This is a genomic window from Terrabacter sp. 01T434, assembly GCF_056398545.1.
In genome coordinates, this window is record NZ_JBFTPP010000005.1 from 275,925 (window position 1) to 297,383 (window position 21,459).

General features: G+C 71.0%; 19 protein-coding genes, 1 tRNA gene and 1 riboswitch. Of the genes, 13 read left to right on the plus strand and 7 right to left on the minus strand.

Annotated elements, in window-relative coordinates:
* The first annotated feature begins 2 nt into the window (after window positions 1–2).
* The 5 genes from AC1DIW_RS12510 (at window position 3) to mscL (ending at window position 4,114) form a co-directional block, all read left to right on the plus strand.
* Window positions 3–1,523 (plus strand): potassium/proton antiporter, encoded by a 1,521-nt coding sequence (locus tag AC1DIW_RS12510; RefSeq protein WP_478108524.1) that lies wholly within the window; start codon window positions 3–5, stop codon window positions 1,521–1,523.
* Between the two features lie 45 nt (window positions 1,524–1,568).
* Entirely contained in the window at window positions 1,569–1,934 is a 366-nt protein-coding gene (locus AC1DIW_RS12515; RefSeq protein ID WP_442279727.1) for an FmdB family zinc ribbon protein, read from the plus strand.
* A gap of 73 nt (window positions 1,935–2,007) precedes the next feature.
* Window positions 2,008–2,886 carry an S-methyl-5'-thioadenosine phosphorylase gene (locus AC1DIW_RS12520; protein ID WP_478108525.1) on the plus strand — a complete coding sequence of 293 codons (879 nt, stop codon included), beginning with the start codon at window positions 2,008–2,010 and terminating at the stop codon, window positions 2,884–2,886.
* The gene (locus AC1DIW_RS12525; RefSeq protein WP_478108526.1) at window positions 2,886–3,584 is read left to right on the plus strand and encodes an SAF domain-containing protein; all 699 of its coding nucleotides are present in this window, start codon (window positions 2,886–2,888) and stop codon (window positions 3,582–3,584) included. Before AC1DIW_RS12520 ends, AC1DIW_RS12525 begins: the two co-directional genes overlap by 1 nt.
* Before the next feature lie 164 nt (window positions 3,585–3,748).
* Complete coding sequence (mscL, locus tag AC1DIW_RS12530; RefSeq protein ID WP_442279730.1) at window positions 3,749–4,114, plus strand: large conductance mechanosensitive channel protein MscL; 366 nt, start codon at window positions 3,749–3,751, stop codon at window positions 4,112–4,114.
* Between the two features lie 56 nt (window positions 4,115–4,170).
* Here mscL and AC1DIW_RS12535 read toward each other — a convergent pair whose 3' ends face one another.
* Window positions 4,171–4,572: a tetratricopeptide repeat protein gene (locus tag AC1DIW_RS12535; RefSeq protein WP_478108528.1), complete on the minus strand. Its 402-nt coding sequence runs from the start codon at window positions 4,570–4,572 to the stop codon at window positions 4,171–4,173.
* A gap of 68 nt (window positions 4,573–4,640) precedes the next feature.
* On the minus strand, window positions 4,641–8,645 hold the full coding sequence (locus tag AC1DIW_RS12540) for an AAA domain-containing protein (protein ID WP_478108856.1): 4,005 nt from the start codon (window positions 8,643–8,645) through the stop codon (window positions 4,641–4,643).
* Window positions 8,646–9,001: 356 nt separating this feature from the next.
* Here AC1DIW_RS12540 and AC1DIW_RS12545 point away from each other — a divergent pair, with 356 nt between their 5' ends.
* Window positions 9,002–9,400, plus strand: a complete 399-nt coding sequence (locus AC1DIW_RS12545; protein ID WP_478108530.1) for an SCP2 sterol-binding domain-containing protein — start codon at window positions 9,002–9,004, stop codon at window positions 9,398–9,400.
* Window positions 9,397–11,451 carry an amylo-alpha-1,6-glucosidase gene (locus AC1DIW_RS12550; protein ID WP_478108531.1) on the plus strand — a complete coding sequence of 685 codons (2,055 nt, stop codon included), beginning with the start codon at window positions 9,397–9,399 and terminating at the stop codon, window positions 11,449–11,451. Before AC1DIW_RS12545 ends, AC1DIW_RS12550 begins: the two co-directional genes overlap by 4 nt.
* A gap of 62 nt (window positions 11,452–11,513) precedes the next feature.
* Here AC1DIW_RS12550 and AC1DIW_RS12555 read toward each other — a convergent pair whose 3' ends face one another.
* Window positions 11,514–13,094: an FG-GAP-like repeat-containing protein gene (locus AC1DIW_RS12555; RefSeq protein WP_478108533.1), complete on the minus strand. Its 1,581-nt coding sequence runs from the start codon at window positions 13,092–13,094 to the stop codon at window positions 11,514–11,516.
* Window positions 13,095–13,388: 294 nt separating this feature from the next.
* Here AC1DIW_RS12555 and AC1DIW_RS12560 point away from each other — a divergent pair, with 294 nt between their 5' ends.
* Window positions 13,389–13,799: a hypothetical protein gene (locus tag AC1DIW_RS12560; protein ID WP_442279735.1), complete on the plus strand. Its 411-nt coding sequence runs from the start codon at window positions 13,389–13,391 to the stop codon at window positions 13,797–13,799.
* A gap of 6 nt (window positions 13,800–13,805) precedes the next feature.
* Entirely contained in the window at window positions 13,806–15,086 is a 1,281-nt protein-coding gene (locus AC1DIW_RS12565) for a cation:proton antiporter (RefSeq protein WP_478108535.1), read from the plus strand.
* Window positions 15,087–15,743: 657 nt separating this feature from the next.
* Here the strand turns inward: AC1DIW_RS12565 and AC1DIW_RS12570 are convergent.
* Window positions 15,744–16,163, minus strand: coding sequence for a hypothetical protein (locus AC1DIW_RS12570; protein WP_478108537.1), 420 nt, complete (start codon window positions 16,161–16,163; stop codon window positions 15,744–15,746).
* 731 nt (window positions 16,164–16,894) lie between these two features.
* On the opposite strand from AC1DIW_RS12570, the gene AC1DIW_RS12575 reads away from it, so the two are divergent.
* The 4 genes from AC1DIW_RS12575 (at window position 16,895) to AC1DIW_RS12590 (ending at window position 18,710) form a co-directional block, all read left to right on the plus strand.
* A tRNA-Arg gene (locus tag AC1DIW_RS12575) sits at window positions 16,895–16,970 on the plus strand.
* 79 nt (window positions 16,971–17,049) lie between these two features.
* On the plus strand, window positions 17,050–17,430 hold the full coding sequence (locus AC1DIW_RS12580; protein WP_478108538.1) for a hypothetical protein: 381 nt from the start codon (window positions 17,050–17,052) through the stop codon (window positions 17,428–17,430).
* Between the two features lie 484 nt (window positions 17,431–17,914).
* Window positions 17,915–18,313 (plus strand): SHOCT domain-containing protein, encoded by a 399-nt coding sequence (locus AC1DIW_RS12585; RefSeq protein ID WP_478108540.1) that lies wholly within the window; start codon window positions 17,915–17,917, stop codon window positions 18,311–18,313.
* 46 nt (window positions 18,314–18,359) lie between these two features.
* Window positions 18,360–18,710: a carboxymuconolactone decarboxylase gene (locus tag AC1DIW_RS12590; RefSeq protein WP_478108542.1), complete on the plus strand. Its 351-nt coding sequence runs from the start codon at window positions 18,360–18,362 to the stop codon at window positions 18,708–18,710.
* Between the two features lie 33 nt (window positions 18,711–18,743).
* Here AC1DIW_RS12590 and AC1DIW_RS12595 read toward each other — a convergent pair whose 3' ends face one another.
* From AC1DIW_RS12595 to AC1DIW_RS12605, 3 genes are all read right to left on the minus strand, one after another.
* Window positions 18,744–19,424, minus strand: coding sequence for a DsbA family oxidoreductase (locus AC1DIW_RS12595; protein WP_442279741.1), 681 nt, complete (start codon window positions 19,422–19,424; stop codon window positions 18,744–18,746).
* A gap of 98 nt (window positions 19,425–19,522) precedes the next feature.
* On the minus strand, window positions 19,523–20,380 hold the full coding sequence (locus tag AC1DIW_RS12600) for a C40 family peptidase (RefSeq protein ID WP_442279742.1): 858 nt from the start codon (window positions 20,378–20,380) through the stop codon (window positions 19,523–19,525).
* 2 nt (window positions 20,381–20,382) lie between these two features.
* Window positions 20,383–20,547: riboswitch (cyclic di-AMP (ydaO/yuaA leader) on the minus strand.
* Between the two features lie 206 nt (window positions 20,548–20,753).
* Entirely contained in the window at window positions 20,754–21,449 is a 696-nt protein-coding gene (locus tag AC1DIW_RS12605) for an iron-dependent transcriptional repressor DtxR (RefSeq protein WP_442279743.1), read from the minus strand.
* Between the last annotated feature and the right edge of the window lie 10 nt (window positions 21,450–21,459).

Below are 21,459 nucleotides of genomic sequence, written 5' to 3' on the forward strand. Positions count from 1 at the left end.
CTTTGCCTGCACTCGCTTTCATCACGTCGTCGACCATGAACCTCGACGACCTGACGCGCGTGCTCCTCGTCGGGTCGCTCGTGCTCCTCGTCGCGGTCGCGGCGGTGCGCCTCTCGGTCCGGTCGGGTCTGCCGTCGCTGCTCATCTACCTCGGGATCGGGCTCGCGCTGGGCAACGCCGGCGCCGGCATCCAGTTCGACGACGCCTCGATCACACGGGTGCTCGGCTATGCCGCTCTCGTGCTCATCCTCGCCGAGGGTGGGCTGACGACGTCGTGGGTCAACATCAAGGACTCCGTCGCGCCGGCAGCGGTGCTCTCGACCCTGGGCGTCGTGGTGTCGGTGCTCGTCGTCGCCGTGGCGGCGCACACGCTGTTGCCGTTGTCGTGGACGATCTCCCTGCTCATGGGCGCCATCGTCACCTCGACCGACGCGGCGGCGGTCTTCGCCGTCCTGCGCAACGTGCCGCTGCCCAAACGGCTGTCGGGGATGCTCGAGGCCGAGTCCGGCTTCAACGACGCCCCGGTCGTCATCCTCGTCGTCGCCTTCGCGGCCCAGGGCGTGCCCGGCGGCACGGCTGACCCGTGGTGGGTGCTCGTCCTGCACGCGGCGGTCGAGCTCGCCGGCGGCGCGATCATCGGGGGCGCCGTGGGCTGGCTGGGTGGCCAGGTGCTGCACCGCGTGGCCGGTGCGTCCTCCGCGCTCTTCTCGATCGGCGTCGTCGCGCTCACCGTGCTGGCGTATGCCGTGGGCGCGGCCCTGCACGTCTCCGGGTTCCTCGCGACGTACCTCGCGGCGCTCGTCCTCGGCAACATGGGGCTGCCCAACCGGGTGGCGTTCCAGAGCTTCGCCAACGCGCTCGGCTGGATCGCCCAGATCGGGCTGTTCGTCCTGCTCGGGCTGCTCGCCGACCCGACGCGCCTGGGCGAACAGCTCGTCCCCGCCGTCGTCATCGGCCTCGTCCTGCTCCTCGTCGCCCGGCCGTTGTCGGTCGTGGCCTCGGTGTCGTGGTTCAAGGTGCCGTGGCGCGACCAGCTCTTCCTCTCGTGGGCGGGGCTGCGAGGAGCCGTGCCGGTCGTGCTCGCGACCGTGCCGCTCGTCGTCGGCACGCCCGACACCGAGTGGATCTTCGACCTCGTCTTCATGCTCGTCGTCGTCTTCACCATCGTGCAGGCGCCGTCCCTGCCGTGGGTGGCGCGGCGTCTCGGGCTCACCGAGCAGGTGCACTCCGTCGACGTCGACCTCGAGTCGACCTCGCTCATGGAGATCGGCGCCGACGTCATCCAGGTCACCGTGGGGGCCGAGTCGCGGTTGCACGGCGTCGCCGTCTTCGAGCTGCGCCTGCCCAAGGGCGCGAACGTGACCTTGGTCGTGCGGGGCGGCGAGGGGTTCGTGCCGGACCGCCACACCACGATCCGCCACGGCGACCGGCTGCTCGTCGTCACGACCTCGAAGGTCAAGCAGCGCACCGAGCGGCGCATCCGCGAGATCAGCCGCGGCGGGCGCCTCGCCGGCTGGCCGTAGACTGACCCTCGGCCTGTTCCCCCCTTCGACGTCCGAGGTTCACCTGTGCCCACCTACTCCTACGCGTGCCAAGAGTGCGGTCACGCCTTCGACATCCGCCAGTCGTTCACCGACGACTCCCTGACGGTGTGTCCGGAGTGCGGCGAGCCGCGGCTGCGCAAGGTGATCCACCCTGTCGGCATCGCCTTCAAGGGCTCGGGCTTCTACAAGACCGACTCGCGCTCGACTGCCAAGACCGCCTCGGCGCCCGCCGCCGGCGGCTCGGGCGACGGCAAGAAGGACGGCGGGTCGTCCACGACCTCGTCCGACACGACCTCGAGCACGTCGACCTCGTCGACGACGTCGAGCTCCTCGACCCCGTCATCGACGACGTCGGGCTCGTCGTCCAGCTCGTCGTCCACAGCCTCCTGAGCTCGGGGGACGTTGTCCCCACCCGAGGACGTATGCCGTCCGGCGGGCTGGCTGCCCCGCCTAGGCTCCTGCCATGACGACCGAGCAGACGACCCTGTCCGACCCCGCGGTCCCGGCCGTGCCCGCCCCTGGCCCGCGCGCCGAGATCGGCGTCATCGGCGGCTCCGGCCTCTACGAGTTCCTCGACGACTACGAGACGGTCGAGGTTGACACGCCCTTCGGGCGCCCGAGCGACCCCCTCGTCATCGGTGAGGTCGAGGGGCGCGGCGTCGCCTTCGTCGCCCGCCACGGCAAGGGCCACCGCTTCGCGCCGCACCGGGTCAACTACCGCGCGAACCTCTGGGCGCTGCGGGCCGTCGGGGTCCGCCAGATCCTCTCCCCGTGCGCGGTCGGGTCGCTCAAGCCCGAGCACGGGCCCGGCACGATCGTCGTCCCCGACCAGGTCGTCGACCGCACCTGGGGGCGGGCCCACACGATCTACGAGGCCGAGGGCCCGGTGGTCCACGTGGGGTTCGCCGACCCGTACTGCCCCGATGGACGCCAGGTCGCGATCGATGCCGCGCGACTCTCCGAGCTCCCGGTCGTCCCGGACGGCACGCTGGTCGTCATCAACGGGCCCCGGTTCTCCTCTCGCGCAGAGTCGCTCATGCACCAGCAAGCGGGGTTCGGCATCGTCGGCATGACGACGATGCCCGAGGCGGCTCTGGCCCGTGAGCTCGCCATGTGCTTCACGACGATCGCCATGGTGACCGACCACGACGCCGGCGTCGAGGGTGGCGAGGCGGTCACCCACGACGAGGTGCTGCGTGTCTTCGCCACCAACGTCGAGCACCTCACCGGCATCCTGCGCGACGCCATCGGGCAGATGCCCGCCTACGAGCCGGACGCGACGGCGACCTGCCCGTGCCGACGCAGCCTCGACGGTCTCGAGCTGCCCTTCCCGCTCCCCTGATGGTCGGGGCTCGCGGGGCTGGGCGCTGGCGTCGCGCTGGGGGCTCGGCGACGTGGCCCGACGGTCCGCGCCGGCGCCGGGCCCGACGCACCCGCTGGCGCCGCTGGGCCGCGGCCGGGCTCGCAGCGCTGGCGGTCCTCCTCACGGTCGGCGCGCTCCGCCCGACGCCGGCCGGAGGCTCGGGGCTGCCGACGGTCGTGATGGTCCGTGACGTCGCGGCCGGCCAGAGGCTCAGTCCCGACGACGTGTCGGTGGCGACGAGGCCCGACGGGCAGAGGCCACGGTCCGCCCTGTCGAGGCCTGAAATGGCAGTCGGTCGCGTCGTCGCTGCCCCGCTCACGGTGCACGACGTCGTGACGCCCGAACGCCTGCTCGGTGCCGACCTGCTGGCGGGCCAGCCCGCCGACCGGGTCGCCATCAGCGTCCCGGTCCTCGACACCGGGCCCGTCGGGGTGCGACCGGGCGACCACGTCGACCTCTACGCGACCGGCTCGGGGTCACGGGCTGCGACCGACGTCGTCGTCCTGGCCGTCCGTGATGCCGAGGAGTCCACCGGCCTCGGTGCCGGCGCGCCGGCGCGCGTGACCCTCGCGCTCGATCCCGGCCAGGCCACCGAGGTCGCGCGCGGGCTCAGCGCACTCCAAGCCGGTCAGAGCCTGGTCGTCGCGATCCGGCACGGGTCTGCGTCCGGGCAGTAGGCTCGGAACGCCGGAGTGGTCGTCACACGAGTCACTCTGGTCACGGCGTCGCAGGCAGGTCGCACGCTCAGCTGGGACAGGCAGGACCCACGGGGCCGGGTCGACACTCCGGCCAGGACCCGAGGCACGGGACGAGCCCGTACAGGGCAGAGAAAGGACCGCTCATGATCAAGGGTTTCAAGGACTTCCTGATGCGGGGGAACGTCGTCGACCTCGCGGTCGCCGTCGTCATCGGTACCGCATTCGGCCAGGTCGTCACCTCGTTCGTCGCCGTCATCATGGATGTCATCGGCAAGCTCGGCGGCACTCCGGACTTCTCCAACTGGAAGCCCGGAGACATCAAGCTCGGCGCGTTCGTCACGGCGCTCATCAGCTTCGTCATCGTCGCCGCGGCGGTCTACTTCATGGTCGTCGTGCCGATGAACGCGCTGGCCGAGCGACGCAAGCGAGGCGTCGAGCCGGAGCCCAAGGCCCCCTCGGAGGAGGTCATCCTGCTCACCGAGATCCGCGACAGCCTCCGCGCCCGCTGACCACACGCGAACGACAGTGCCCCACTCGACGGTCACGTCGCGTGGGGCACTGTCGTTCACTCAGCGCGAGTGGCGCCGTACGCCTCGGGGCGCTCGTAGCCGCCCAAGACCTCAGCCAGGGCGAGCGGACGAGCGGCCTCGGCATGTCGGCCGGCGCGCTGGAGCGTGCGGCCGAGCAGCAGGTGGGCGTAGGAGTCGGTCGGCGCCTGCTCGATGACCTGGACGAGCGTCGCCTCGGCGCGACCGAGCTGGGCGGACTGGAAGTACGCGCGGGCCAGCAGGAGGCGCAGGTCGGTGACCGAGTGCAGCACCGCGTCGGTGTCGGCCCCCTCCGCAGGCGACGACTCGACCTCGTCGACGAGCTCGGCCAGGGCGCTCGCGGCGGCCAGGTGGTCACCTCGCTCGAAGAGACCCTGGGCCCACGAGAGGCGCAGCGAGAAGGGCGTCGTCGTGTTCATGACGGCCTCAACGCGGCACGGGGTGGCGGCATTCCACCCCCGAGCCGGCGCTGAGGCTCACCCCGAGATCACTCGTAGTGGGGCGGTCGCTGCTCCTCGAGCCACCGGTCACCGAGACCCGACCCGGCGGGTCGCTCGCCCCACCCGAGGTCGAGCTCGTCGCTGCTGCGCCCGAGCGCAGCCCCCGGCTCGATCGCATCGGTCTCGGGCGTGGTGTCGGCGGAACCGGTCCCCTTGCGGAAGACCCGGCGCCGCTTGCGCTTCGGTGCCGGCGCTGCAGGGGCCTTGCCCGCTCCCCCACCGTCGGCCGACGAGGGCGCACCAGTCTGCGCCCCCGCGTCGCCGTCCGTGGATGCCGCGTCGTCAGGCGACGGCTCCCCACCTGTCGAACGAGACGGGTCAGCTGCGTCGGGCCCAGCATCCTGCTCGGGTATCTCAGGCGACTCGGGGACGGCTGGCGGGGACGAGCGGGCCAGCGTCACGATCCGGGCGATCTCCCGCGCCGGGTCCCGGAACACGTCGGTGCTCCACACCCGCTCGTGCACCCAGCCGAGCCGGGCCAGCTGCTCGGGCCGCAGTCGGTCGCGATCGCGCGTGCTGCGCAGGGCGGCATACCGCTCACCGTCGGTCTCGACGGCGATGAGGGCGCGACCGCGGTGGTAGGGGTCCTCGACCGCGATGTCGATGCGGTGGCTCGCGGTGCCGTAGTCCTCGTGGACGGTGAGCCCGTGGCGGCGCAGGCGCTCCGCGAGGTCGTGGCGCAGCGGGTCGCTCGTGACGGTGGCGGTCGCGAAGAGCGTGTCCTCGTCGCCGGCGCTCCCGCCACCCTCGGCATACGCGAGGAAGTCACGCAGCATCAGGGCGCCGCGCGCCTTGAGGCGGCTCGGGTCGAGGTCGACGGCGCGCAGCGCCGACACGACGGTCATCCGGCAGCGAGCCCGGGTGATCGCGACGTTGAGGCGACGCTCGCCGCCCTCGATGTTGAGCGGTCCGAAGCGGTGCAGCACTCGGCCGTGGGGCGTCTTGCCGTAGCCGATCGACAGGATGATGGCGTCGCGCTCGTCGCCCTGGACGCGTTCGAGGTTCTTGACGAAGAAGCGCTCCTCGCGCGACTCGTCGAAGAAGGCGGCCACATCGGGCGACGTGCGCAGCGCCTCGGTGATCGCCTCCTCGAGACGATCGGCGTGCTTGATGCCCAGGGCGATGACACCGAGCGACTCGCTGGGCCGGGTGCGCGCGTGCTCGAGGACGAGCTCGACGACGCGAGCCACCTCCCCGTCGGTCGTCTCGATGGTGTCGACGCCGGGCTGCACGACGGCCTGCCCGTCGACCGGCTCGAAGGTGACCGCCGAGCTCAGGGACGTGCCGGGGAAGGTCGTGAGACGTCCGTCGTACATCGCTTCGTTGGCGAAGGCGATGAGGCGTTCGTCGCGGCTGCGGTAGTGCCAGGTGAGGTTGCGGGTCGGCAGCGCGGCGGCCAGCACGTCGAGCACCGACTCGAAGCCCTCGGTCAGCGTCTCGTCGGTCGGGGCACCGGGGTCCGGCTCGTCGTCGGACACGACGGTGAAGAAGTTCGTCGGCGGGAGCTGCCGCTCGTCTCCGGCGACCACCACCTGACGGGCGCGGGAGATGGCGGAGATGGCCTGGGCCGGCTGCACCTGGGACGCCTCGTCGAAGATCACGACGTCGAACCACCGGCCCGGAGGCAGCGTCGAGGCGACGACGAGCGGGCTCATCGCCCAGCACGGCTTGATCGCGGTGAGCGTCGTCCCTGCCTGCGGCATGAGGTCGCGCAGCGGCCGGTGACGGCGCGCCTTGCCGGCCTCGGCGCGCACCAACGCCTCGTGCGCGGGGTGGTCGGCGAGAACCTCGCGGACGTTGCGCGCGACCGCCGCCCGCACCCGGGCCACCGTGGCCGCCAGGTGGGCGCGGTCGGCCTCGGCGAACTCGGCGACGTCGCGGCGCAGCCCCGCGCCGTCGTGGGCGCCGTAGGCGGGGTCGCGCACGGTGATCTCCGCCGCGAGCGAGGCCCACCAGACGTGCTCGACCTCTGCCGTGACCTGGTCGGTGGGGATCCCCCGGGCGGCGAGGTCGTCGACGACCGGACCGAGCCCCGCGGCGCGCAGCTCGTCGAGTGCCGTCGTGACCTGGGGCAGCACCGCGATGCGGTCGGGACGACTCGCCAGGGCCGTGAGCCGTTCGCGGAGGTCGCGCAGCGGCAGGGACGTCAGCGTCTGGCCGTCGGGTCCGACCTGCAGCCGCTGGTCGAGCCACTCGAGGTCGGCCGTGAGCCCCGCGAGCAGCGCCAGCCCCTCGTCGAGGCGCGGTGAGATCTCGGGCCGTCCACCGCCGCCGACGAGCTCGAACCAGTGCTCGCGCTGCTCGCTCGCCGAGACGAGCTCCTCGTGGAGGTTGGCCGGCGGTCGACCCGGCCGGAGCAGGCGCTTGGTCTGCCGACGGATCTTCCAGCGGTCGAGCCAGCCCATCTCGACGTCGCGCGCGTCGCGCCAGTCCCGCGTGGCGGTCGCGGCGATGTGCTCCTTGAGGGGGATGTCGAAGACCTCGGGCCGGAACACCTCGAGCGTCTCGCGGACGCTCGACATCGTCGCGAACGCCGACTTCCAGTCCTCGAGCGAGTTCGCTTCCGGCACATGGGATTCCGAGAGGATGCGGTTGAGCTGGCGGGCGGCGTCATCGAGGCCGCTCGTGCTGTGCCTGGTCGTGATGTCGAGGGCGCGGGACGCGTCGTCGCCGCTGAGGATGCGGGCACCGAACCACGGGTCGTCACCATCCCTGGTCCACGCGCCAAGCCCGGCCGCGTCGCGCAGGCGCCGACCGAGCTCGACGGCGCGGGTGCGACTCATACCGTCGAGGTCTCGGCTGCCGAGGCGGACGTGACAGGTCGGCGGAGGCGTGCGCGTGCCCAGCTCGACAAGGGCCTCCTGGGCATCGTGCGCGGACACGCCCCACGGGGCGCGCACCGCGTGGAGGGCGTCCACGTGCTTCTGCAGGCGAGCCCGACGGTCGCGCAGCGTCGAGGTGGTGCGGTCGGTCTCGATGCTGTCGTTCTCGACGGCGGCGTCGAGGCTCCGGGCGAACTGCTGCGCCGTCGCGCGCTTGTTCGTCGTGCCGTCGTATGCGTCGAGCACCAGGTCGCCGAGGCCGAGCCGGTCGAGGCGGCTCAGGACGGCGTCGATGGCGGCCCGCTTCTCGGCGACGAAGAGCGTGGACTTGCCCTCAGCCGCGAGTGCGGCGATGAGGTTGACGATCGTCTGCGACTTGCCGGTGCCGGGAGGCCCCTTGATGACGAGGTGGGCGCCGGCGCGCACGGCATCGATCGCGGCGTGCTGCGAGGCGTCCGCGTCGAGGACGAGGTGCTCGTGCTCGGGGTCCGGGTCGGGCTCGCTGTCCGGCACCCGGAGCCGCACCGCGGCGAGCGCCGACTCGTCACCGGCGAGCGCCGCGACGACGTCGTGGTCGGCGAGGGTGTTGCCCTGCAGGGCGAGGTCGGCGACCATCGGCAGCTTGGCGTATGAGAACGTGCCGAGGACGAGCCGGGGCGTGATCTCGAACTCGGGCACCCGCTCACACGCGTGGCCCAGGGCGGCATACACCGGGTAGGGGTCGAAGCCGTTGCCTGCGCTGGCGAGGTCGGCGAGGGCGTCGGCGTCGATGTCGATGCCCTGCTCCGACCGGAGGTACTCGCGGAGCACCGGGTTGAACTCGGCCTCGGGCCCGAGGTCGATCTCGAAGTCCTCCTGCGCCGCGCCGGTCGGGCGCAGCACGCACGAGCGCAGCAGGACCGGCGAGGCCGGCGGGCGTGCCGCGCGGGGCACCGACCACGTCGCCATGCCGATCGCGATGAAGCCGGCGGCGATGCCACGCTCCTCGCGCAGCTCGAGGGCCTTGGAGCGGATCGAGCGGACCCGACGGCGCGCCTCCTCGAAGGCGGCGGGTTCGCGGACGAGGTCGGACAGGCGGGTCCTGCGTCCGGCGAGCAGCATCGAGACGCCGCCGGGGTGGGCGGTCGTCAGGTCGAGCGTGCCGGAGGGCAGGTCGCGGTACCAGAGCAGCGTGTTGCGACCACCGAGGTCGACGAGGGTGCGCTGCCACGTCCTGACGGCGGCCCCGACGCGGTCAGCGCGCGGGTCGCCCGAGGGCGACTCCGCCGGGAGGGCAGGGTCGGTCCTGAGGGCGTCGGTCATTCCAGCAGGCTAACGAACGATTCCGGGTACTCCTGCCACCGACAGACCACCGCGCGGAGGAATCGGCGGCCAGCAGGCGGCATACGCCCATGGCCGGGGTCATCACGAGACCCGCGGCCACGAACCGCAAGCCTGCGATCGCGTCCCACCGGGAACCGTGGGCGTCGCCGATTCGCCGACAGGCGTCCACCCCCGTGGCTAGCCTGAATGAGGAGGCGATCACCATGTCATCCACTGCGGACTTCTTCGACGAGCTGGCCCGCCGAGGCCACGAACCGCTGCTGCGGCGAGTGAGCGCGCGCGTGCGGTTCGTCGCCGCGGACGGCCAGGATCCCGTCGACCGGCTGGTGACCATCGACCACGGTGACCTGCGGGTGTCGGGCGACGACGCTCCGGCGGATGCCACCTGCACCTGCAGCCGCGCCGAGCTAGACGACCTCGTCAGCGGCCGGACGAGCACGATGGCGTCCCTGCTGCGTGGCGCGCTGACGGTCGAGGGCGACCCCGAGCTGCTGGTGCTGACGCAACGGCTGTTCTCCTGCATGCCGGTCGACGCGTCCGGCCCGCGCCTCTCCCCCAGCCCCTCCTCCGCCCCCTCCTCAGGAAGGGATCGTCCGACATGACCGACGAACTCGTGCGGATCCTCGACGGCAACACCTTCGTGGTGAGCGACCGCCGCGGCGACATCGATGCGTCTGCCACCGACCCGGCAGGGCTCTTCGCGTGGGACACCAGGTTCCTCTCGCGCTGGGTGCTCACCGTGGACGCCCAACGGTTGACGGCGCTGTCCACCGACGACCTGAACTTCTTCGAGACGCGGTTCTTCCTCGTCCCGGGCACCGGCACCGTCTATGTCAACGCGAACCTCACCGTCATCCGGCAGCGCGCGGTCGGCGACGGGTTCACGGAGAGCATCACCCTGCTGAACCACCAGGAGAAGGGGGTCGACCTCGCGGTCCGGATCGATGTGGGCTGCGACTTCGCCGACCTCTTCGAGGTGAAGGACGCCCTCGGCAAGCAAGGGACGTACGGGACGCGGGTGGAGGACGGGACGCTGGTCATCTCGTACGAGCGGGACACGTTCCATCGGGCAACCATGGTCTCGTCCTCCGAGGCCCCGGCGAAGGTCGACGACGCCGGCCTGGAGTTCGACGTGCGGATCGAGCCGCACGCGTCCTGGACCACCGAGCTCTACGTCCGGACGGCCACCGTGCGGCCCGGCGCCCAGGCGGTCCTCATCGAGCCCGGGACCGGTTCCAGCACGCGCCGCAACCGGCTGGATGAGCTGGACGCGTGGCTGTCGGCCGCGCCCCGGCTGGTGACGGACTCGGAGCATCTCGCCGCTACCTACCGGCGCAGCCTCGTCGACCTCGCGGCGTTGCGCTTCTCGCCCGTCATCGCCGGCGCCCGAAGCCTTCCGGCGGCGGGCCTGCCGTGGTTCATGACGATGTTCGGTCGCGACAGCATCCTGACGAGCCTGCAGGCCCTGCCGTTCACGCCGGAGCTCGCGGCGACGACCCTGCGCGTGCTCGGCGACTGGCAGGGCAGCCGCGTCGACGACTTCCGCGACGAGGACCCGGGCCGGATCCTGCACGAGATGCGCTACGGGGAGCTGACGGCGTTCCAGGAACGCCCCCACTCGCCGTACTACGGTTCCGCGGACTCGACACCCCTGTGGCTCGTCCTGCTCGACGAGTACGAGCGGTGGAGCGGCGACAGCGACCTCGTCCGCGAGTTCGAGCCGGAGGCGCGGGCCGCGCTCCACTGGATCGACACCTACGCAGATCTCCAGGGCAACGGCTACATCTCGTACCAGCGGCGCAATGAGGAGACCGGTCTCGAGAACCAGTGCTGGAAGGACTCGTGGGACTCGATCTCCTACCGTGACGGCCGGTTGCCCGGGTTCCCGCGCGCCACCTGCGAGCTGCAGGGCTACGCCTATGACGCCAAGGTGCGGGCCGCACGTCTCGCGCGCCTGTTCTGGGACGACGCCGACTTCGCCGAAGAACTCGAGCGGCAGGCCGCGGACCTCAAAGCCCGTTTCGACCGCGACTTCTGGGTGGAGGACGGTGAGTACTACGCCCTCGCGCTTGGTCCGGACGGGTCACGCGTCGACGCCCTCTCCAGCAACATCGGCCACCTGCTGTGGAGCGGAATCGTCGACACCGCAAAGGCGCCCGCCATCGCTCGGCACCTGCTCGGACCGCGGCTGTTCTCCGGGTGGGGAATCCGCACGCTGGCCGAGGGCGAGGCGCGCTACAACCCCATCGGCTATCACGTCGGCTCGGTCTGGCCCTTCGACAACTCCTTCATCGCGTGGGGGTTGCGTCGCTACGGCTTCAGGACAGAGGCCGCCCGCGTCGCTGCAGGGGTGCTCGACGCCGCGGACTTCTTCGAGGGCCGACTGCCCGAGGCGTTCGGCGGCTACGAGCGCTCGCTGACGAGGTATCCGGTCCAGTACCCGACCGCCTGCAGCCCGCAGGCCTGGTCGACCGGCGCACCGCTCCTGTTCCTGCGCACCATGCTGGGGCTGGAGACCATCGACGACCACCTCATCGTCGACCCGGCCGTGCCGGTCCCGTTCGGCCGGATCGAGCTGCTGGACATACCCGGCCGGTGGGGCCGCATCGACGCGTTCGGCCGCGGGCTGGTCGAGGTCGACCAGCAGTCGTGAGGCGCGCCCCTCCGGAGATTGCGGCATCGCGGCCTGCACGTACAGCGGCCCTGAGGGTCAGTTCAGTTCACCCCGATGACGACCGGGAACGTCCACCCCGTCGGCTGGTGTGAGGACCAGTCCTGGAGAGTGCCGTCGCCGACGCCCGCGTAGAAGAACATGGTGCCGCCCGGCGTGATCGCCGAGACGTCGGCCCTGCCGTCGCCGTCGAGGTCGCCGGCAGAGAAGATCTGGGAGAACATGTTCCACCCGGGACCGACCTTGACCCGGGCGCCGAAGTGGCCGTTGCCGGTGCCGGGCAGGAACCACAGGTTCCCGTCTCGGGTGCGACCGAACAGGTCCGACGTGCCGTCGCCGTTGAAGTCACCGGGGACGAGCCGGTCGTAGGTCGCCCAGCCGGTCCCGACGTTGACACCCGGCCCGTCGAAGCCGCCGGCTCCGTTGCCACGGTAGAGGTTGAGCAGACCCGACGGGGTGCGCCCGAGCAGGTCCGCCTTGCCGTCGCCGGTGACGTCGCCCGGGGCCAGGACGGTGTCGTACATGTTCCAGCCGGAGCCGATCTTGACCCATGTCCCGTCGACGGTGCCGTAGCCGGTGCCGCGATACATGCGCAGGTCCCCGGTGCTCGTGCGCGCCAGGACGTCGCGGTTCTTGTCACCTGACCAGTCGGTCGCATAGACGCCGTTGAAGATGGACCAGCCCGCGCCGATCTTCGTCGGGCCGGTGACGTAACCGGCGCCGTTGCCCGCGTACAGGTTCAGGTCGCCGGTCCTGGTGACGGCGAGCATGTCCGGGCGAGCGTCACTGGTGAAGCCGACCCCGGAGGGCGCGGGGTTGTAGGCGACCGGGACAGGGTTCAGTCCGGACGTGCCGTCCATGGCGACGAAACGGTATCCCCGCGCTCGGTACCACTCGATGATCTTCGGGAGTGCCGCACTGGTGTTCGGGCGGTCCAGGAACGTGTGGCCGCCAGGCTCGGGGGACATCTTGCCGTCATGCAAGAGCACGATCGGATGGTTCCGGTCCGCGTAGCGCAGGTCGGTCGCCCGCTGGACGATGCCGGCCGTGGCTGCCGCAGTCAACGTGCGCTGCTCGGTCCAGTCACGCGAGTCCACCGACCAGAGGACGGCCTGCATGCCTTGGGCCCGCATCACGGCCGGCACGTTGACCATGTGGCCGCCGGGGGGACGGAAGAAGCAGGGTTGGCGCCCGGTCACGGCCCGCTGCTGGGCAGCCGTGGCGACGACCTCTCGGGTCAGATATGGGATGGACCAGTTGCCGTTCGCCGCTGACGGGTAGTCATGGTGCCACGAGTGCGGTTCGACGAGGTGGCCGTCACGCACCGCGGCCCTCAGAACGTTGGGCATCTTGGCGTCCTCGGACCCGATGTCGAAGAACGTCGCCCGCACGTTGTTCTTGCGCAGGATCGCCAGGACCGAGGTCATGTCCGCGGCCGAGCTGTCGTCGAAGGTCAGGGCGACCGTCTTGCCGTAGCCAGGCGCGGTGCGGATGGTCGTGCCTGCCAGGCCGACGTTGCAGCTCGTCGCGGCCTGAGCCGCCGTGGCTGGTGCGCCGACCGCCAACGCGGCGGCGGCCGCCACGGCGAGAGGCCCCCCGATGAGGCGGTTCGTGCGCGCTCGCATGATGCGAGCGGAAAGGTTGGTCAAGGCGGTGCCTCTCAGGCGCTGGGGGCGGAATCGGACCACACACCTTGGTGACGATGCCTCGAGGACGGGGACCGCCGCAGTGCACAAAAACCGCAATAAGGACATGGGGCTTGGCGGACGATATCCGCAGAAAAGCCTTTCGTCCGCCGAATCCGAACATCGCGTCAATGGCTCACTGCTCCCGCACCCGGGCGCCATTACCGGTTCGCAGCCGCCGCGAGGCCACCCGGCGTACAGTGCCGCCACGCAACCCCGCCGAGGAGGATGACCATGTCCAAGCGGTCCCACGACGAAACCCCAGCGGTCGCTTGGCTCGGGGAGCCCGAAGAGCACGACTACCCGGCGGCGAGCTCCTACCTCTCGCTCGTTGCCGAAGCAACGGTCGTCGAGGCAGCCGAGGCCGCCTTCCGCTCGGCCGCCTCCGCGGAGTTCAAGGCGAAAGACATCCTGCGCGCCGCTCGGCTCGACGTGCTGCCCGAGAGCAACCCACACGTCGCCTCCGACCTGGCCAAGGTGCGCGCCGGACACCCGCTCTCGCCGGTACTGCTCGTGCGCGGCGACCTCCGCACCGGACGCCCGGCGCAGATCGCTGACGGCTACCACCGGGTGTGCGCCAGCTACCTCACCGACGAGAACACCGACATCCCTGTCCGCATCATCGACGTCTCCGGATTGCGCTGAGCCGCCATGGGATTCGCCGCACTGGCCCTGATCAGTCTCGTCGCGATCCTCGGCCCGATCCTGTCCCTCTCACGGTGGCTGCACCTCCCCGTGGTCATCGGCGAGCTCGTGGTGGGCATCGTGCTCGGGCAGACCGGCTTGCGAGTGCTCCACCCGAGCGACCCGACGCTGAGCTTCCTCGGCGAGGTGGGCTTTGCCCTCGTCATGTTCGTCGCGGGCACGCACGTGCCGGTGCGCGACCCCGCCCTGCGCGCCGGACTGCCGTGGGGCCTGACGAGAGCCGTCGCCGTCGGCGTGCTGGCGGTACCGGCCGGGTGGGCCCTCGCCCACGTCTTCGGCACGGCCCATGCGGCCCTGTATGCCGTGCTGCTCGCTTCGTCCTCAGCGAGCCTCGTGCTCCCGGTGCTCGACGGCACCCCGATGACCGGCCCGACGATGGTGCAACTGCTACCGCAGCTGGCGGTCGCAGACGCAGCCTGCATCGTGGCGCTCCCGCTCGCCATTGACCCGGTGCACGCCGGGCGCGCTGTGCTCGGTGCGCTCGCGGTCATCGCCAGCGCCGGGCTGCTCTGGCTCTTCCTGCGGTGGTTCGTCGGGTCGGGTCGGGAGCGGCGGGTGCGTGAGGTGTCGCACGAGCGGAGCCTGGCCGTCGAGCTCCGGGCCTCCCTCGCGATCCTCTTCGGGCTCGCGGCGGTGGCCACGGCCACCCACGTGTCGGTCATGCTGGCGGGCTTCGCCGCCGGCATCGCTGTCGCCGCGGTCGGCGAGCCACGTCGCGTGGCCAAACAGCTCTTCGCCGTGACGGAGGGGTTCTTCGCGCCGATCTTCTTCGTGTGGCTCGGCGCCTCCCTGGACTTGCGCGAGCTGGGGAGCCACCCGAGTGCCATCGTGCTGGGGCTGAGCCTCGGCACCGCAGCGCTGCTCGTGCACGGTGTCATGGTGGTCACCGGTCAGCCATGGCCGGCCGCCCTCATCACCGCAGCCCAGCTCGGCGTACCTGTCGCGGCGGCGACGCTTGGTAGCACGCTCGACCTGCTCAGCTCGGGCGAAGGGCCCGCGATGCTCCTCGGGGCGCTGATGACGATCGTGGCAACGGCTGTACTCTCCGGGCGAGTCAAGGCGCTGGCGCCCACGGCCGACGCGGCTGGGCCTCCCTTGCCGGCACCGGGGGCACCCGATCCGGCCGCGCCAGCGTCTACCGCCCGTGCTGGCGAACATCCGCAATCCCCGAGAGAAGGACCTTCCCCGGATGGTGCCGCCGATGTCAGGGCACCGTCAGTCGAATAGCCGCTCGTCGACAGCCCATGGATGGCCTGTCGACGACATCGCGGCAGCATTCCCCACAGGGAGATTCACCGCACGCCGTATGCCGCCTTCTCGCCTCCATCGCGAAGGCGTGGCGGTTGCGGGGCCGCTCGAGGGCCCGGCGCTACCGGGTGCTGCGCCCGCCGGTCCCGGCCGGTGAACGCGCGCCGCGGCCTACGGCTGGCAACGCGCTCACCGACGCCGAGCGGGCGCACGTGCTCGCGGTGCTGACCGGTGACCGGTTCGTCGACAAGTCCGTCGCGCAGACTTGGGCGACGCTGCTGGACGGGGGCACCTGCCTGTGCTCGATGTCCGCCATGCACCGGATCCTGCGCGCGAACCACGCTGCAAGAGAATGCCGGCCGCCGTCTCGATCACGGTCCTGGCAGCACCTTGAGCCGCAAGTCCGGGCCAGTCAAGGCGACATCGTTGGCGCGGGCCTGCCGCACCAGTTCCCGCACGGAGCTCGCTCGGCCACTGGGCGCCACTTCGCCGGCCCCAATCCATGGGCCCTCTTGGTGGTAGATCACACCTACCGGCGTCTTGCCGGAATCGATCAGGTCGACCCTTCCTACAACCCCAGCGGGGCGATCAGGCCTCTTGCGTCTTAGTGCGAGACCCGACCGAGGCGGCGCGCCGTCACCCGACCGACAGCGTGAGGTCCATGCCGCGATCCTTGTGGCTGTCGACAGAGCACCACAGCTCGTACGAGCCCCTCTGGAGCGTCACGGTCAGCACAGCCGCCTGTCCCGGTGACACCGTCGCCGTGGTCTGTTGGCTCACCCCGGGCCCTTGGATGTTGAGGTTGTGCGCGAAGGAACCCTCGTTGTGGACGGTGAAACTGTGGGTGCCCGCGGTCAGCGTAGCCGGCGTCAGGCTTATCGAGAACTCCTTCTCCACGACGCTGACCGGCGTGCCCTTCGCCGCCGCGGAGCCGGTCGGAGCCGCTGTCGGGCTGGCGCCGCCGATCAGGCCGCCGCCGGTGGAGGTACAGCCCGCAAGTGCGAATGCTGCCGCCGCGGCGACGGTGACGAGGTGGTTCCTGCCCGCGTGGTGCATGATCCGACCTCCAATCGCGATGTTCTCACTTTGGGTGACGACGGCGCTGCCAGCACGGTTCACGCCGGGCTGGACACCGCCACTACCAAGCCGGCGCGGCGAAGGTGGGGCATCGCCCGGTGTCCGGTCACCCACGCCAGCGCGACAGCAACCAGAATCACTCCTCAAGCGAAGGGAGGGCCTGCGCGCGTCTGCGGAGGTCGGGACGGGCGCTCGATTCAGGGTTTGCAATCCGCCCGTGGGCTCTCCCGACACCCGCGGGCGTCTGCTGCTCATGCCGCGCTGAAGACGGCTCCGCTCGTCCGACTTGCCGCAGATGGTGCGCGTCGTGGCGCCGGTGGCAGCCATGCGCAACTCCGCCGGGCAGCGTCAAGACTGCGCCACGTAGTAGGGGTTGACGCCCGGCGGCTCGCACCAAACGCGAGTGCCTGATCACACGATCGGCCCGCGCCTTCGCAGCGCGGGCGGGGCTTGCCCCCCCTCATCACCATCAGAGACGGCAGACCATCCCCGCCATGACGAGGGCTTCACGACGTCTCCCGACACACCCACTTGCGTCTACAGCTCACGCCGCTGATGGTGCGTCTCGTCGCACCGTGGGCTGCCCTGCACCAAAGCGCCGGAGAGGTCCAGTAGCCTGTCCCCGTTGGCCGGCCCGACGGGCCTCGTTACAACGAGGGTTACAGCAACCCTTGTAGCGAGGTTTCCAGTGAGGGCTTCAGCCATGCCCCGCCCTCGTAGCTCAGGGGATAGAGCACCGCTCTCCTAAAGCGGGTGTCGCAAGTTCGAATCTTGCCGGGGGCACCAACCCATTTCTCGCGCACGTTCGCGCGCACGCTTGATTGATTCGTCGTGCCGCTGCTGGCTTGGGGATACAGTCCCTCCCGTGGACGCCCAGCAAGCAGCGGAGGACGCAGTGGGGGCGGCCCGCGCAATCCTCGAGCAAGAGGCCCGGGACGGGGTGCACGTCGAGTCGGTGTTCTGGTACGGCGCCGTCGAGATCGGGACTGAGAACCTCGTCGTCTGGGTCCTCCTCACGGGGGCGCCGGACGACGTTCTGCCCGAGTGGTACTTCCCCGTCCCCGGACAACCGGCGGGCATCCAGGCCCGGCTCGCCTCGAGCTTGCGCGAGTGGCTCGACGAGATGCGTGACGCGGTGCGGGCGGAGTTCGCGAAGGTCGGCTGGCCCGATCCGACACGTGTTGCGGTCGGCTTCGACAGCTCGAATCGTGTCGAAGCAGCAGGTGGTTTCGCCTACTTCAAGTGACGAGGCGGACCGCGGTCCGTCAGCAGGACGTCGTGGGATCCCGGACCGCGACTAGCGTGCGCGGCATCATCCGCAGAGGCTGATCCGCCGGCCACGGCAAGCGATGGCCGCCCTGCTCCCCCAGCCGGGTCCCGTGATGCCGGGCTGGCACATCAGGCGTCGCGAGCACCCGTGCTCCCACCGAGGACGGGCACCTCGAGTCGACGCCATCGTCACGCAGATCCACCGCACCGCGCGTCCCCGGCCGCAGACATCGACGGGGCCTTCCAGCCCGTTCTCGTGCCCAAGCGGCTCCAGACGGTTCCCCAGGGCCCCCAGGCGACGGCGCACATCTCACCCGAGACGGGCGATGCGTCCTCCCTTGCGGCGACCGAGTCTGGAGTTGTGGGCCTGGCTGTCAGGCCACACATCACGTCCCTCGGCGACGCACCTGCGCTCTCTCGGCAGGCCGGCGCCCGACGGACACGAGCCTAGGGAGCAACGCATGGACTCCATGACCAACAGCTTCGGGGAGGTCCTCCTCTGGAGCTTCTGGTTCTTCATCTGGATCGCCGCCATCATGGTGTGGTTCCGGTGCATCTTCGACCTCTTCAGCGACTCCGAGCTCAGCGGCTGGGCCAAGGCCGGCTGGTCCATCGTCCTGATCTTCCTGCCCTGGCTCGGCGCCCTCATCTACCTGATCGCCCGCGGCCGGAGCATGACGAAGCGGCAGATGTCCGCCGCGGCCGAGCGGCAGGCCGCGCAGGCCGACTACATCCAGCAGGTAGCGGGGACGAGCACCACCACCCCTGCCTCGCAGATCGCCGACGCCAAGGCCTTGCTCGACTCGGGAACCATCACCCAGTCGGAGTTCGACGGGCTCAAGGCGAAGGCCCTCGCCTGACGCCGTCCGCCCGACCAAAGTTTTCCACGACCGAGAGGAACGCACCATGTCAGACGAAACGCCACTGATCGACACCATCGCGGACATGACCGCCGCATCCGTCGTACGGGCGAACCTCAGCCCCGAGGTGCTCATGCTCGTACGCCTGGCCGCGCTGGCGGCCGTCGACGCCCCCGCCAGTTCTTACGTGCTCAACATCGCGGCGGCCGCCGACACCGAGCTGACGCTGGAGGACGCCCAGAGCGTGCTCGTTGCCGTGGCGCCCATCATCGGCGGCCCCAAGGCCATGTCAGCCGGCGAGAAGATCACCACGACCCTCGGCCTGATGATCGCCACCGCGGTCCAGGCGGAGCTCGAGGCGGAGGCGCAGGCCGGAGGCGCCGCAGACGACACCTGACCGTGGTCCGGCGGCCCGGCGGCCCGGCGAAGGTCAGACGGTCTGGGTGGCCACCCCGCGCAGGAGCGCGAGGTAGTCCTCGACCGGATGTGCCCCCGACACCGCGGCATACCCGTTGGCGACGACGAACGGTGTCGCCGTGACTCCCATGGACCGCGCCTGCTCCTCGTCGGCCCGCACGTGCTCGGCATACGTCTCGGAGGCGAGGACCGCGGAGACGCGACGCTCGTCGAGTCCGCACTCGGCCGCAAGGCGCTGCAGGACCTCGTGGTCGTCGATGGCGAGGCCTTCGGTGAAGTGGGCCGCGTGGAAGCGCTCGACCGCGGCCGACCGCAGGGCCGGCCCACCCATCTCCCCGGCGAGGGCGCACAGCCGGTGGGCGTCGAAGGTGTTGGCGCGCACCGCGCGGTCCCAGTCGAAGACGAGGTCGTCAGCCTGGGCCACCTCGCTGGCCTTGGCGTTGAGGAGCCGACCGGCGCCCGCGTCACCGTGCTGCATCGACAGGTGCTCGTCCACGGGCACCTGGCCGCCCACCGGCACGTCGGGGTGCAGCTCGAAGGAGCGCAGGCGCACGCTGACGTCGTGCGGTCGCTCGAAGGCTGCGACGGCAGCCTCGACGCGGCGCTTGGCGATCCAGGAGTACGGGCAGGTCAGGTCGCCCCAGAGGTCGAGCTCGATGAGGGTCGTGGACTCGGCAGCAGGCTGGTCGGTCATCGACTCAGTCAACCACGGGCGCCTGCCGGGCCGGGAGATGCGTGATGCCCCCACCGACGTCGGTGGGGGCATCACGTATGCGGCGTGAGAGGTGTCGCTCAGAAGCGGCCGTAGCCCGAGGGCGTGGTCCAGATCGAGTGGTTGCCGACCGTCGTGCCGGAACGCTGGGCGTCGATCAGGCGGCCCGGGCTGACGTAGATGCCCACGTGGTAGGCAGGCGTACCGAAGAACACCAGGTCGCCGGGGCTGGGGCTGCTGACCCGCGTGGCCGCCGACTGCTGGGCCGAGGCCGTGCGCGGGATCGAGATGCCGGCCTGGCGGTAGACGTACGAGGTGAAGCCCGAGCAGTCGAAGCCGGAGGGGGTGGTGCCGCCGTAGACGTAGGGCACACCGAAGAGCGACTGCGCGATGCCGACGATGCCGCTGGCACTCGGGGCAGGTGCCGGGGCGGGGGCCGCAGCCGGAGCGGCGTTGAGCGCGGGGCGCTGGGCCGAGGTGGAGCGCGAGGCGCGCTGCGTGGCGGCCTGACGAGCAGCGGCGGCCTGCGCGGCGGCGGCCTGGTCGGCTGCAGCCTGCTTCGCGGCCTGGGCTGCGGCCAGCTCATCGGCGGCCTTCTGCTGGGCGGCACGCTCGGTCTTGACCTGGATGTCCTCGATCACGAGGGGCTTGACCTGGGCCTGCTTGAGGGCGGGCGCGGCGTAGCCGATCGAGGACAGGGCGTTGCCGGCAGCCGGGGTGCCGACCTGCGGGCCCACTGCGGCGGGCGCGGTGACGCTGCTCGTGCCGTCGGCGGCGTTCGCCGTGCCGGCGAACGAGGCGACGAGGCCACCCGTGGCCGCCACGATCGCGGCGCCCTTCACGGCGGGCTGAGCAGACTCCTTGGCGATCGTCTTGAGCTCTGCGATCGCGTTGAATCGACCGGGGGCGCGATGGCGCCCGGGAACGTTCTGAGCCACGGTTGACCTCTCGACGCCTGCGAGGTGAGCTGTCGGGTTCGGGCTGGAGGTACTGCCCGGCCTTCGCTCGGACCAGGTTCGGTCCACGGAGGGCTTCACCCCAAGGGCGTCTCTCGACGCCCGGAGAAAGTGGTTCCCCCGCTCCTGCCATGCGGTTCGTGCCGAGCCACGTGGTCGATGGCAGGACTAGGCGGTTCGACCCGGGGCACTCGCTCGACGGGGAGAGCAAGTTCGCCCACCGTACCCAAGTCAGTGGGCCTTGTCACCCCGATGCCACGCGGAAGTAAAGGATTTTCAAACACTCGGCCAAGATGTGGCATAACCACACATATCGACCGTGCAATGCCGGGCAAACCCTGACGACTCCCGCTGGTCAGACGGACTGGCAGAAGACGTGGACGGCGACCGTGTAGGGCAGGGAGACGCCCGTGGACGGCTCGCTGCCCTCCCGGACGGCGACGACACGGGCACCGTCGCGCACGACCGCGACCCGGGCGCCGGGCATCACCCCCGCGCTCGTCAGCAGCGCCAGCGCCTCGGGGTCGACCTGCACGGGCTCGCCGATGCGCCGGATCGTCACGACCGCGGGGGCGTCGCCGACGGCGGCGGCCAAGGTGACCAGGCCGGTGAGGAAGTCCGCGTCCTGGCGCACGCCCAGCTCGTCGAGCCCCGGGATGGGGTTGCCGTAGGGCGACTCGAGACCCTCGCCGATGAGGCCGAGGATCTTGCGCTCGACCTTCTCGGACATGACGTGCTCCCACCGGCAGGCCTCGTCGTGGGCGTACTCCCACTCGAGGCCGATGACGTCGACGAGCAGGCGCTCGGCCAGCCGGTGCTTGCGCATGACACGGGTGGCGAGCAGCCGTCCGTGGTCGGACAGCTCGAGGTGACGGTCGCCCGAGACGGCGACGAGCCCGTCGCGCTCCATGCGGGCCACCGTCTGCGACACGGTGGGGCCCGAGTGGCCGAGACGCTCCGCGATGCGCGCGCGCAGGGGCACGATGCCCTCCTCCTCGAGCTCGAAGATGGTGCGCAGGTACATCTCGGTGGTGTCGATCAGGTCCGTCACGGTCATACCT

Bases quoted from the DNA above. Each gene is read 5' to 3' on its own strand.
- AC1DIW_RS12520 (WP_478108525.1), top strand. From the start codon at position 2,008: ATGACGACCGAGCAGACGACCCTGTCCGACCCCGCGGTCCCGGCCGTG.
- AC1DIW_RS12525 (WP_478108526.1), top strand. From the start codon at position 2,886: ATGGTCGGGGCTCGCGGGGCTGGGCGCTGGCGTCGCGCTGGGGGCTCG.
- mscL (WP_442279730.1), top strand. From the start codon at position 3,749: ATGATCAAGGGTTTCAAGGACTTCCTGATGCGGGGGAACGTCGTCGAC.
- AC1DIW_RS12535 (WP_478108528.1), bottom strand. From the start codon at position 4,572: ATGAACACGACGACGCCCTTCTCGCTGCGCCTCTCGTGGGCCCAGGGT.
- AC1DIW_RS12545 (WP_478108530.1), top strand. From the start codon at position 9,002: ATGTCATCCACTGCGGACTTCTTCGACGAGCTGGCCCGCCGAGGCCAC.
- AC1DIW_RS12550 (WP_478108531.1), top strand. From the start codon at position 9,397: ATGACCGACGAACTCGTGCGGATCCTCGACGGCAACACCTTCGTGGTG.
- AC1DIW_RS12555 (WP_478108533.1), bottom strand. From the start codon at position 13,094: ATGCGAGCGCGCACGAACCGCCTCATCGGGGGGCCTCTCGCCGTGGCG.
- AC1DIW_RS12560 (WP_442279735.1), top strand. From the start codon at position 13,389: ATGTCCAAGCGGTCCCACGACGAAACCCCAGCGGTCGCTTGGCTCGGG.
- AC1DIW_RS12565 (WP_478108535.1), top strand. From the start codon at position 13,806: ATGGGATTCGCCGCACTGGCCCTGATCAGTCTCGTCGCGATCCTCGGC.
- AC1DIW_RS12570 (WP_478108537.1), bottom strand. From the start codon at position 16,163: ATGCACCACGCGGGCAGGAACCACCTCGTCACCGTCGCCGCGGCGGCA.
- AC1DIW_RS12585 (WP_478108540.1), top strand. From the start codon at position 17,915: ATGGACTCCATGACCAACAGCTTCGGGGAGGTCCTCCTCTGGAGCTTC.
- AC1DIW_RS12590 (WP_478108542.1), top strand. From the start codon at position 18,360: ATGTCAGACGAAACGCCACTGATCGACACCATCGCGGACATGACCGCC.
- AC1DIW_RS12595 (WP_442279741.1), bottom strand. From the start codon at position 19,424: ATGACCGACCAGCCTGCTGCCGAGTCCACGACCCTCATCGAGCTCGAC.